We start from the raw sequence: 12,173 nt of genomic DNA, 5'->3' as shown, positions 1-12,173 counted from the left end.
GGCGTGGGCGTATCAGCACAGTTCCAGTTGCACATCGTACTGCTCGATGATTTTCATCACGCTGGGTGGCGGCAACTGATCGGTAAACAGGTAATCAATCAGGTTCATATTGCCAAGGTTCACCATCGCATTGCGGCCAAACTTGGAATGGTCGGTCACTAGCATCACGCAGCGTGAGTTTTCGATAATCGCGCGCTTGGTGCGCACTTCGTGATAATCGAATTCGAGCAGCGAACCGTCCATATCAATACCGCTGATGCCGAGAATGCCATAGTCAAGACGGAACTGGGAGATGAAATCCAGCGTGGCTTCGCCCATGATGCCGCCGTCGCGGGTGCGTACTTCGCCCCCGGCCAGGATCAGCCGGAAATCCTCTTTGGCGGTCAGTAGCGTAGCGACGTTAAGGTTATTGGTCACCACGCGCAGGTTCTTGTGATTCATCAGCGCATGGGCCACCGCTTCGGGCGTGGTGCCGATATCGATAAACAGCGTGGCGCCATCGGGGATCTGGCTGGCGACGCGCTGGGCGATGCGCGCTTTCTCTTCCGACCACATCACCTTGCGGTCGTGATAGGCGGCGTTCACCGAGCTGGAGGGCAGAGCGGCGCCGCCGTGGTGGCGCTGGATTTTGTTCTGATCGGCCAGATCGTTGAGATCGCGGCGGATGGTCTGCGGGCTGACGGCAAAATGTTCGACCAGCTCCTCGGTACTGACATATCCTTGTTGCCGCACCAGCTCAATAATTGCGTCATGACGCTGTGTTTGCTTCACGATATTCCTCTACCTTATACGCCAAGCCATGCCCATAGCCGCGGGTATGGCCGTGACTGTTATTGTCCGCTGTGCGCACGATGACGCGTGTCCCAATATGCCATCATTAACCCTAACACTAAACCGGCCACGTGTGCTGCGTTGGCGATCGACATGCCTAAAATATCGAAATAGCCGGCAACCAGCCACAGGGCGGCAAAGGCCATCAGGCCACGCGGCAGCATCAGGCCGCGTTCTGGGGCGCGTTCGCCGCTGAGCCACACGTAGCCCATCAGCGCATAGACCACGCCGGAAAGGCCGCCGAACAGGGCGCCGCTGAACAGAGACTGCGCCCAGCCGCTGAAAAATGCGGATACCACAGCCAGGACGAATAGCTTGCCGGCGCCAAGGCGCTTTTCCAATGGGCCGCCAAGATACCACCACCACATCAGGTTGAAGACAATGTGCAGCAGTGAAAAGTGCAGGAAGGCGTGGCTGACCCAGCGCCACAGCTGCGAATATTGGCTGCTGTTCTGCGGCCAGGAGAGCCAGTACATCACATTGTCTGCGCCCATGATCTGCATCAGGATATATACCAGGATGCACAGCGCCATCACGCTGAGCGTCAGCGGGCCGGCCTTGCTGCGGATGATCTGCCAATAAGAGGCGCGCTGATAATGCAGGCCGGCATCGGTGGTGCCGGTTTGCCAACTGGCGGCCTGGTAGCGGCGGTTGAGCGGATCGTGCAGGAACTGTTGCAGCTCGTGCTGCACCTGTTCCAGCCGGGCTTCATCCTCCAGCCAGATTTCCGCCGCTTCTTCGGTGTGGCGTGCCGTTAATTGAATACCCTGGGTCGCCATATAATCAATGAAGGCCTGCGCCAGGCGTGGATTGGAAACGGCGATCACGCGAACCATAGCTTTTCCGTCTAATTGAATGATTTTGGCCGCCGGTTATCAGCGGCGGAGATAACGGCTGATTATAACGTCGAAATCCTGAACACAGGCAAAGGATTGAAAAAAACCTATGCGAGCCGCCGGCAGCCCAGCCGTTTGGTCGCTTAAGAAAATGTGAGCCACTCCTCAAAACCAAGCGAATTGCGATTCTTACCGTGATTTCTGTTTACTTCCGTTTTGCCCCGCAACATATGATCCCAGTCACTTTTTAGCCACAGGCGCTCCCGTACTCTCAAAAACAGGTGCTGAGGTGATTATGTTTCTTGAAGAACGACGCAATAAGATCTTGGAATATTTGGATAAATATGAGCGCGTTAGCGTGGCATATTTATCCACGGCGTTTGCCGTGTCCAAAGAGACTATTCGCAGTGATTTAAATGAATTAACCCGGCAGGGATTCGCGCAGCGTTGCTACGGCGGCGCGATTGTGATTCGCCGCAGCCTCCAGGCCAAATTAATTACTGAAACTGGCGGGAATTTCGAAGTGTTATTAAAACGCCTGGAAAACCAGAGAAAGAAAACGCCGGAAAAAGGCAGGGGAAAAAAAATGCAGGCTAAGGTGTGTATATTAGGTTCGTTTAATGTCGATATCGTGGCGAAGGTGGCCCGTTTCCCTCGCGGCGGCGAGTCTTTGCTGGCGCTGGGTAGCACGCTTGGCCCTGGCGGCAAAGGGGCTAATCAGGCCACCGCGGCCAGCCGCGCCGGCGCCTGCGTGCATTTTGTGTCGAAGGTGGGCAAGGATCAGTTCAGCCAATTCGCTTTTGATCATCTTTCTTCATCAGAAATACATTCCTTTAATTTATATCAGTCGGAAACCGAACCCACCGGTAACGCGATTATTTATGTGTCGCAGCAGGATGGCGAAAATATGATTGCCATTTATTCCGGCGCCAATAAAACTATTACCGATGAAGAAGTAGCGGCAATTACCCCGGAGTTGTCGAATGCCGACGTTTTGCTGCTGCAGTTGGAAAATAATTTTGATGCCACGCTAAATGCCATGAAGCTGGCTAATGCGTTGGGAATAAAAGTCATTCTAAACCCCGCCCCTTATTCCAGCGATGCGTTGCAGAGCCTGGAATTTGTCGACGTGATTACCCCGAATGAAACCGAAGCCTCTTTGCTTTCCGGTATTGAAGTAACGGATTTGGCCAGCGCCAAAGAAGCGGCGCTGCGCATCATTGGGCTGGGAGCCCGGCGGGTGATTATCACCATGGGATCGCGCGGGGCGCTGATCCTGGACGGCGGCCAGTTCCAGCATATTCCGGCGTTCCCGGCATTGAGCGTTGATACCACCGGTGCGGGCGATGCGTTCAACGGCGCCCTGGCGGCAGCCGTGGCGAGCGGGCAAACGCTGGTTCAGGCGGCGACTTACGCCGCGGCGTTTGCCTCTTTGGCGGTTGAGCGAGAGGGCGCTTCCAACATGCCGCAACACGAACAGGTGGTGGTTCGCTTGAGCCAGCGCTAATCCGATACACCCGATAAGAGTAGCCGCAGATGCGGCGCGAGGAGTGATAAATGAAAAGCATTGATGGCATTGTTCCTGTGATGTTAACGCCGTTCACCGAACAAAACGAGATTGATTACCCCGGCCTGGCGCGGCTGATCGACTGGTATCTTGCGCGCGGCGTCGATGCGCTGTTTGCGGTGTGCCAGTCAAGCGAGATGCAATACCTCAGCCTGGCGGAGCGCGTTGAACTGGCGCGTTTTGTGGTGCAACAGGTGGATGGCCGTGTGCCGGTGATCGCCTCCGGCCATATCAGCGATGAGCTGGGCCAGCAGGTTGAAGAACTGCAGGCGATGGCGCAAACCGGCATCGATGCGCTGGTGCTGGTGACCAACCACCTCGATCCCAAACAACAGGGCAGCGCGGCGTTTTTCAGCACGCTGGAACAACTGCTGGCGGCGCTGCCGGCCGAGATGCCGCTGGGGCTGTATGAATGCCCGGCGCCCTATCGCCGCCTGTTGACCGACGAAGAGCTGACCTATTGCGCCAACAGTGGCCGCTTTGTGGTACTGAAGGACGTCAGTTGCGATCTGCCGACCGTCACCCGCCGGGTAAAACTGGTTGCCGGCACGCCGTTGAACATCATCAACGCCAATGCCGCCATCGCCTATCCGGCCATGCAGGCCGGTTCTAAAGGTTTTAGCGGCGTGTTCACCAATTTCCACCCAGAGCTCTACCACTGGCTGTATCACCACGGAGCGAAGCAACCGGCGCTCGCACAGGAGCTGTCCATCTTCCTGTCGCTGGCGGCGGTGACCGAAACTCTGGGTTACCCGAAGAACGCCAAAATCTATCACCAGCGTCTTGGCACCTTTAGCAGCGAATTTTGCCGGGTGAATAAAGACAACGTGCTGGAAAAATTCTGGGGGCTCGGCGTGCTGCTGGAACAAATCCACACCGGCACGGCGTTTTACCAGAAGAAGGTGGCTGGCTAAGCCATTGCGGGGCGTTGCGCCCCGCTGCAAACCCCACTTTTGTACCTAAACCCGCTAAAACAACCACTATACGGGGCACTACATTATGATGATTTGCGATCTCCAGGATTGGGCGCAGGAGAAACACGCGTTCCATCCCATCATTCACCAGGCCATTGCGTTTATTCAACGCACCGACTTCAGCGCGTTGCCGCTCGGGAAGATCGACATTATTCCCGGCAAGCTGTTTTGCCTGTTACAGGAAATGCACACCGTACCGGCAGAACAGATGCGCGCAGAGTCGCATTTTGACTTTGTCGATATTCAATATCTGCTGCAGGGCGAAGAGACCATCGGCGTTGCCCGCCGCCAGGGCGATGAGACGATTACGGAACAGCGCCTGGAACACGACATCGTGTTTTATCAGCAGACGCATAACGAGATAGCGGTCACTTTACAGCCCGGCATGTTCGCGGTGTTTTTCCCACACGATCTGCACCGGCCTTGCTGCCAGAGCCATGGTGAAGCGTTGATCCGCAAAGCGGTAATCAAAATTCACCTCAGTTTGTTTACCGGGGGTGAATGATGAAAAACGTAACCACGGCTATCAACCCGGCGGCAATGCCCCAGACGCAGGCAACGCCCATCACGCGCTTGCGCTGGGGGATCATTTTGATCCTGCTGTTGGCGGCGATCGTAAACTACCTTGATCGGGCCAACCTGAGCATCGCCAATACCACCATCGCCAGGGAGTTTGGCTTCTCATCTACTGAAATGGGCATGCTGCTTTCCGCTTTTCTGTGGCCGTATGCGCTGGCTAACCTGCCTGCGGGCTGGCTGGTGGATAAGCTGGGGCCGAAGAAAATGTTTGCCTGGGCGTTGGGGCTGTGGTCGGCCTTTACCGCGATGGCGGCCTTTGTGAACAGCTATTCGCTGTTTTACGGCTTGCGCATGATGCTAGGGGTGTCTGAATCGCCGTTCTTTACCTCCGGGATCAAAATCACCCATCGGTGGTTCTCGGAGAAGGAACGTGGGCTGCCGACATCCATCATCAATACCGGTTCGCAAATTGCCAACGCCGTGGCGCCGCCGATCCTGACGGTCTTACTGTTGACCCTGGGCTGGCGCGGCATGTTTATCGTCATCGGCCTGGCAGGCATTCCGCTGTTGCTGGCCTGGTTGAAGTTCTACCGCGATCCGGATGCGCGCGAAGAAGCGTTGATCCACGCCGGCAAACGTCCGGTTGAGCAACCGGCGGGCCAGGCGGCGGTCAAGGCCAGCTGGGGCTCATTATTCAGGCATAAAACCACCTGGTTCATGATTGTGGGCAACTTCTCGATCATGTTCACCATTTGGGTGTACCTGACCTGGCTGCCGAGCTACCTGGAAACTTCGCTGGGGTTCAGCCTCAAGCAGACCGGCTGGATCGCCTCGATCCCGTTCTTTGCCGGGATCCTCGGGGTGCTTTGCGGCGGTGCGTTGTCTGATTGGATGATCCGCCGCGGTGCCAAAGCGATCGCGGCGCGCAAGGTCCCGATCGTTTGCGGCGCGGCGTTGGCGGCTTGCTTTGTAGCGCCGATCCCCTTTGTGGATAGCACGCCATTGTGCATTCTGCTGCTGACGCTGGGATATTTCTGCTCGCAGCTCCCTTCCGGGGTGATCTGGACGCTGGCGACCGATATCGCGCCGAAGGAACAGGTGGCGTCATTGGGGGCAATTCAGAACTTTGGTGGTTTCCTCGGGGCGGCGATGGCGCCGATCGTCACCGGTGTGATCCTCGATCTGACCGGCCAGTTCACCAACGTGTTCCTGCTGGGTGCAGGCTTACTGATGCTGGGCGCGCTGAGTTACGGCCTGTTTGTGAAACGGCCGATGGTACTGGCGCAATCATAAGGGAGTAGGGCGCAGCGGACGCGCCCTTACAGGCTAAACGGACGTTTCGACATCCTGCGGGAACTGGCGCAGCCAGGCTTCAAAACCGCCGTCGATGCTGTAGACGGCGTCAAAGCCTTGGGTCAGCAGGTACTGTGCGGCGCCGCGGCTGCTATTGCCGTGATAGCACATCACCATCACCGGCCGATCGAAATCATTCTGCTGCATAAAAGCGTGCAGGCTGTCGTTAGTAAGATGAAAAGCGCCCGGCGTATGCCCGGCCTGAAAGCTTTGCGGATCGCGGATATCAACCAGCACAGCGCTGCCATCTTTCCAGCGGGCATAGGCCTGCTCTACGTTGATCGCTTCAAACTGTTCCATAACGAATAACTGCCTTGTGATTGGGGGACGCGGATAGTGTAGCGAATTCTGCGCTGTTTAAGACCGGGGCAAACTTGTGGTTTTTATTTCTCAAGATAGACGACATTTCCCTGGATATTCGTAAATAGCAACAGTAACGCCCCCTATCGGACGCCACAACCAGCGGGTACGCAAGCCAGCGTTTCGATACAATCCGTCCATGCAAAATGCCGCCATAAGGGCAAAGGAGAAGGCATGACTGACAGGAAAGCGAAGGGCGGCAGGAATCGCAACCCAACCCCACACGATCTGGCATTCAAACAGTTTCTGGCCCATCCCGATACCGCCCGGGATTTCATGCAACTGCATCTGCCAGCAGAACTGCAGGCAATCTGTGACTTCAGTACCCTTAAGCTGGAGTCCGGTAGCTTTGTCGAAGAGAATCTGCGCCCTTACTTCAGTGACATCCTCTACAGCCTGAAAACCACGGCTGGCGATGACGGCTATATTCACGTGCTCATTGAACACCAGTCATCTCCTGACAAGCATATGGCGTTCAGGCTTCTTCGTTACGCGGTGGCGGCCATGCAGCGCCACCTGGACGCTGGGCATAAACAGCTGCCATTGGTGATATCGGTGCTGTTCTATACGGGCAGGCGCAGCCCCTATCCGTACTCAACCCGGTGGCTGGACGAATTTGCTACCCCTGATCTGGCTGAAAGCCTTTACTGCGGGAGTTTCCCTTTGGTTGATGTGACGGTGATTCCCGATGACGAGATAATGGGCCACCGCAGTATGGCAGCTCTGACGCTGCTGCAGAAACATATTCACCGGCGGGATTTGGCTGACCTGCTGGACAATCTGGCCACCCTGTTGCTGACGGAACACATGACAGGACAGCAGCTGGTTTCACTGATAAACTACCTCGTACAGGCGGGCGAAACTTCAGACGCAGAGGCCTTTGTACGTGAACTGGCAAAACGGGTACCGCAACATGAGGACGAACTGATGACCATCGCGCAACAGCTTGAACAAAAGGGTATTGAGAAGGGCATTGAGCAAGGTATCCAGCTTGGTAGACAAGAAGGCCGTTCAGAAGGTGAGCGCGAAGCTACGCTGAAAATTGCCCGCACTATGCTGCAGAACGGTCTCGATCACCACACCGTCAAAAAAATGACCGGTCTTACCGACGACGATTTGGCGAAGATTCGCCACTGATCTTCATTCCGTCCCGAAACTCTCTATCAGGCCGATACCGCTGGTAGTGGCCCGCGTACAGCGTAGTATCGCCATCCTGTGGCGCCAGGGTGATCGATTGCGTTTTATTGTACTGGCCGCCCATGATAACGATACTGTCGTGCTCGCGTTCAATCAGATAACTGGCCAGCGGCAGATAGTTGGTAATCACCTGCACCTCTTTGCCACACATCTCTCGGCCCAGCAGGAAAGCGGTGAAGTTACAGTTAATCACCACGCTTTCACCCGGCTGCCCTCACGGTGCTACTACGCATAGGCTAATCCGCCGTTCGGCGCCTTCAATGGCTTCAACCCACGTGCTCCATTTCCCCACAATGCCCATATAAAAGAAGCGGGTTATGAATAGCCTGTGCTCAAACTGTTTTGCGAGGATGACGATACGGCAAAAATACGCAATTCGTCGTGTAATCATCACCAAACTGTTACCTCTATCACGCATAAATGTTTTTGTTTGGTTAACTCTTGGCTTGTTTGTTGGTTTTTGATTACAATCATGAGCGAAAACGAACATGTTAGAGCTATTTCGAACATTTGGAGGGAATCGACGTGGAAACCAAAGACTTGATCGTTATCGGTGGTGGCATTAACGGTGCCGGCATCGCGGCGGATGCTGCCGGCCGCGGGCTGTCCGTACTGCTACTGGAAGCGCAAGACTTGGCCTGCGCTACGTCTTCCGCCAGTTCCAAACTGATTCACGGTGGCCTGCGTTATCTGGAACACTACGAATTCCGCCTGGTGAGCGAGGCGCTGGCCGAGCGTGAGGTGCTGTTGAGACTGGCGCCGCACATTGCTTTTCCCATGCGTTTCCGTCTGCCGCACCAGCCGCATTTGCGCCCGGCGTGGATGATCCGCACCGGGCTGTTCCTGTACGACCATCTGGGCAAACGCACCAGCCTGCCGGGCAGCAAGGGCTTGCGCTTTGGCTCTGACTCGGTGTTAAAACCTTCGTTAACGCGCGGTTTCGAATATTCCGACTGCTGGGTTGATGATGCGCGCCTGGTGGTGTTGAACGCGCAGGAAGTGGTCGAACGCGGCGGCGAAGTGCGCACCCGCACCAGGGTTACCCGCGCCTGGCGGGAAGATGGCGTATGGGTGGTCGAAGCCACGGACGTCGACAGCGGCAAAACCCTTAGCTGGCACGCCAAAGGTCTGGTCAACGCCACCGGCCCGTGGGTCAAACACTTCTTCGACGATGGCCTGCAGTTGAAATCGCCTTACGGTATCCGCCTGATCAAGGGCAGTCACATCGTGGTGCCGAAGGCGCATAACCAGCCGCAGGCGTATATCCTGCAGAATGAAGACCACCGCATTGTGTTCGTCATCCCGTGGCTGGATGAATTCTCCATCATCGGCACCACGGATGTGGAATACCACGGCGATCCCAAAGACGTGAAGATTGACGATAGCGAAATCGACTACCTGCTGAAGGTCTACAACGATCACTTCAAGAAGCAGCTGGGCCGTAACGATATCGTCTGGACTTATTCCGGTGTGCGCCCGCTGTGCGATGACGAATCTGATTCGCCGCAGGCCATCACCCGCGATTACACGCTGGACGTGCATGACGATCAGGGCAAGGCGCCGCTGCTGTCAGTGTTCGGCGGCAAGCTCACCACCTACCGCAAGCTGGCGGAGCACGCGTTGGAAAAACTGGCGCGCTACTACCCGAAAGCCGGCCCGGCCTGGACTAAAAACGGCGCCCTGCCCGGCAGCGATATCGGCGGCGATCGCGACAGCTATGCCGCCAAACTGCGCCGCAAGCACGGCTGGCTGCCGGAGGCGCTGGCCCGCCGCTATGCGCGCACCTACGGTAGCCACAGCGAACAGATCCTGGCCGGCGCCAACGGCCTGGCCGATCTGGGTGAAGCGTTTGGCCACGGGCTGTATGAGGCGGAGCTGCGCTATCTGGTGGCGAAAGAGTGGGTGGTGGAACTCGACGATGCTATCTGGCGCCGCACCAAACTGGGCATGTGGCTGGACGAAGCGCAGCAGGCGCGCGTTAAAGAATGGCTGGCCCAGCACAGTAAACCGAAAACGCTGTCGTTGGCCTCGTAAGCCCGCGCGCTAACACCACAGGGGCAACCGCCCCTGTGGCCTGCCCCGGCATTACAGCTTGATCGGCTCGATGTGCCAGATTTCGTCCGCGTACTCCTGAATGGTGCGATCGGAAGAGAAATACCCCATATTGGCGATGTTCAGCACTGTACGCCGCGTCCAGTCATCCTGGTTGCTGTAGACCTCATCCACCCGATCCTGCATGTCCACATAGCTGCGGTAATCTGCCAGCAACTGGTAGTGATCGCCCAAATTCACCAGTGAATCAAACAGGTTGCTATAGCGGTTTGGCTCGCCCGGGCTGAACGTGCCGGTGGCAATCTGCGTCAGCGCCTGGTGCAATTCGGCATCCTGCTCGTAATAGCTGCGCGGGTTATAGCCGTTCGCCCGCAGCGCCTCCACTTGCTCAGCGGTATTGCCGAAAATAAAGATGTTGTCTTCGCCCACGTGTTCCAGCATTTCCACGTTGGCGCCGTCCAGCGTGCCGATGGTCAGCGCACCGTTGAGCGCGAACTTCATATTACTGGTGCCGGAGGCTTCGGTGCCGGCCAACGATATCTGTTCGGAAAGATCCGCCGCCGGGATGATCAACTGCGCCAGGCTAACGCTGTAGTTGGGGATAAACACCACCTTGAGATGATCGTGCATGCGCGGATCGTTGTTGATCACCTGCGCCACGTCGTTGATCAAGCGGATGATCTGTTTTGCCGCATAGTAAGCGGAAGCTGCTTTGCCGGCGAAAATCACCACGCGCGGCACGCTTTCGGCATCCGGATCCTGCAGCAGGCGATTATAGCGGGTGATCACGTGCAGCACGTTGAGTAACTGCCGTTTGTACTCGTGAATGCGCTTGATCTGCACGTCGAACAGCGCGTCCGGGTTGAGCACCACGTTAAGGTTGCGGGCGATCCAAATCGCCAGCCGCCGTTTGTTTTGCTGCTTGGCATCGTGGATCAACTGCAGAAAGCTGGGGTAATCCACGTTCGCTTTGATTTCGCTCAGTTGGCTCAGGTTGGTACGCCAGTGCTGGCCGATGGCATCGTCCAGCACCGTGGAAAGCGGTGGGTTAGCCAGCCCCAGCCAGCGGCGCGGCGTGACCCCGTTAGTCTTATTACAAAAGCGCGTGGGGAAGATACGGGCGAAATCGGCAAACAGCGATTGCACCATCAGTTCGGAGTGCAGCGCGGAAACCCCGTTCACCTTATGGCTGGCCACCACCGCCAGCCAGGCCATACGCACCTGCCGGCCGTGGGCCTCGTCAATGATGGAAACCCGCGCCAGCAGCTCGTTATCGCCGGGCACCAGTTCCTGCACGTGCTTCAGAAAGTGATCGTTGATCTCGAAGATCAGTTGCAGATGGCGCGGCAGGATCTTGCCCAGCATGTCCACCGGCCAGGTTTCCAGCGCTTCGCTCATCAATGTGTGGTTGGTATAGGAGAAGACTTGCGCCGTTACCGCCCAGGCGTCTTGCCAACTGTATTTGTGCTCATCAATCAATAGCCGCATCAGCTCGGGGATCGACAATACCGGGTGCGTATCATTCAGGTGAATGGCGATTTTGTCGGCCAGGTTGTCGAAGCTTTTATGCATCCACCAGTGGCGGTTGAGGATATCCTGCACCGTGGCCGACACCAGAAAATACTCCTGGCGCAGGCGCAGCTCGCGGCCGGAATAGGTGGAATCGTCTGGGTAGAGCACGCGTGACACGTTCTCCGAGTGGTTTTTATCCTCAACCGCCGCAAAATAATCCCCCTGGTTAAACTTACCCAGGTTGATTTCATTACTCGCTTGCGCGCTCCACAACCGCAGCGTGTTGGTGGCGGCGGTATCAAAGCCGGGTATCACCTGGTCATAAGCAATCGCCAAGACTTCTTCGGTCTCCAGCCAGCGGGTTTTCAGCCCCTCCTGCTGAATACGGCCGCCAAAGCGCACTTTGTAGCGGGTGTTATGGCGCGGGAATTCCCATGGGTTGCCGTATTCCAGCCAGTAATCCGGCGATTCCATCTGCTGGCCGTTAACAATATTCTGCTTGAACATGCCGTATTCATAACGGATGCCGTAACCGCAGCCCGGCAGCGCCAGCGTCGCCAGTGAATCCAGGAAACAGGCGGCCAGGCGCCCCAGCCCGCCGTTGCCAAGACCGGGATCGTTCTCTTCCTCCAGCAGTTCGCTCAGATCCAGCCCCATATCATTGAGCGCTTTATCGATGTCGTGATAAATCCCCATCGACAGCAGCGCGTTCGATAGCGTCCGGCCAATCAGGAACTCCATCGACAGGTAATAGACCTGCCGCACATCCTGCGACAGCTGGGCGCGGCTGGAGCGCAACCAGCGCTCCACCATACGATCGCGCACCGCAAACAGCGTGGCGTTCAGCCAATCGTGCTTAGTGGCAATGGCCGGGTCCTTGCCGACAATAAACATCAGTTTATAGGCGATGGAATGTTTCAGCGCTTCCACACTGACCGTGGGTGAGGTGTAACTAAACGGTGAAGTCATAGC

10 protein-coding genes and 1 pseudogene are annotated in these 12,173 nt (G+C 56.6%); 6 read left to right on the top strand and 5 right to left on the bottom strand.

Features of this window, described 5'->3' with window-relative positions; genetic code table 11:
• Nucleotides 1-12 precede the first annotated feature (12 nt).
• The gene (locus tag AC559G_RS00650) at nt 13-771 is read right to left on the bottom strand and encodes a DeoR/GlpR family transcriptional regulator (RefSeq protein WP_095846680.1); all 759 of its coding nucleotides are present in this window, start codon (nt 769-771) and stop codon (nt 13-15) included.
• 59 nt (nt 772-830) lie between these two features.
• The gene (gene glpG / locus AC559G_RS00645) at nt 831-1,667 is read right to left on the bottom strand and encodes a rhomboid family intramembrane serine protease GlpG (RefSeq protein ID WP_462614736.1); all 837 of its coding nucleotides are present in this window, start codon (nt 1,665-1,667) and stop codon (nt 831-833) included.
• A gap of 295 nt (nt 1,668-1,962) precedes the next feature.
• On the opposite strand from glpG, the gene rbsK reads away from it, so the two are divergent.
• The 4 genes from rbsK to AC559G_RS00625 all read left to right on the top strand — a co-directional run bounded on the left by rbsK (nt 1,963) and on the right by AC559G_RS00625 (nt 6,020).
• Entirely contained in the window at nt 1,963-3,174 is a 1,212-nt protein-coding gene (gene rbsK / locus AC559G_RS00640; RefSeq protein WP_498910491.1) for a PfkB family carbohydrate kinase, read from the top strand.
• Between the two features lie 50 nt (nt 3,175-3,224).
• Complete coding sequence (locus tag AC559G_RS00635) at nt 3,225-4,148, top strand: dihydrodipicolinate synthase family protein (protein ID WP_498910489.1); 924 nt, start codon at nt 3,225-3,227, stop codon at nt 4,146-4,148.
• 85 nt (nt 4,149-4,233) lie between these two features.
• The gene (locus AC559G_RS00630) at nt 4,234-4,713 is read left to right on the top strand and encodes a NanQ anomerase/TabA/YiaL family protein (RefSeq protein ID WP_095846683.1); all 480 of its coding nucleotides are present in this window, start codon (nt 4,234-4,236) and stop codon (nt 4,711-4,713) included.
• Nucleotides 4,713-6,020, top strand: a complete 1,308-nt coding sequence (locus AC559G_RS00625) for an MFS transporter (RefSeq protein WP_498910544.1) — start codon at nt 4,713-4,715, stop codon at nt 6,018-6,020. The genes AC559G_RS00630 and AC559G_RS00625 overlap by 1 nt, the downstream gene beginning before the upstream one ends.
• 33 nt (nt 6,021-6,053) lie before the next feature.
• Here the strand turns inward: AC559G_RS00625 and glpE are convergent, their stop codons facing one another.
• Nucleotides 6,054-6,380: a thiosulfate sulfurtransferase GlpE gene (gene glpE / locus AC559G_RS00620; RefSeq protein ID WP_438596990.1), complete on the bottom strand. Its 327-nt coding sequence runs from the start codon at nt 6,378-6,380 to the stop codon at nt 6,054-6,056.
• Between the two features lie 234 nt (nt 6,381-6,614).
• On the opposite strand from glpE, the gene AC559G_RS00615 reads away from it, so the two are divergent.
• Nucleotides 6,615-7,577, top strand: coding sequence for an Rpn family recombination-promoting nuclease/putative transposase (locus tag AC559G_RS00615; protein WP_498910486.1), 963 nt, complete (start codon nt 6,615-6,617; stop codon nt 7,575-7,577).
• A 43-nt stretch (nt 7,578-7,620) separates the two neighbouring features.
• Here AC559G_RS00615 and AC559G_RS00610 read toward each other — a convergent pair.
• Nucleotides 7,621-7,845: pseudogene (locus AC559G_RS00610) on the bottom strand (HTH-type transcriptional regulator UlaR); the annotation flags it as partial.
• 317 nt (nt 7,846-8,162) lie between these two features.
• Between AC559G_RS00610 and glpD the strand changes: the two are divergent.
• Complete coding sequence (gene glpD / locus AC559G_RS00605; protein ID WP_498910484.1) at nt 8,163-9,671, top strand: glycerol-3-phosphate dehydrogenase; 1,509 nt, start codon at nt 8,163-8,165, stop codon at nt 9,669-9,671.
• Between the two features lie 51 nt (nt 9,672-9,722).
• Here the strand turns inward: glpD and glgP are convergent, their stop codons facing one another.
• A complete protein-coding gene (gene glgP, locus AC559G_RS00600; protein ID WP_095846694.1) occupies nt 9,723-12,170 on the bottom strand; it encodes a glycogen phosphorylase in 2,448 nt (815 codons plus the stop codon).
• Between the last annotated feature and the right edge of the window lie 3 nt (nt 12,171-12,173).

Origin of the sequence: Gibbsiella greigii (genome assembly GCF_039540155.1) — a bacterium.
GTDB classification, from domain to species: Bacteria; Pseudomonadota; Gammaproteobacteria; order Enterobacterales; family Enterobacteriaceae; genus Gibbsiella; species Gibbsiella quercinecans.
This window is presented reverse-complemented; position numbering and strand designations above follow the sequence as displayed.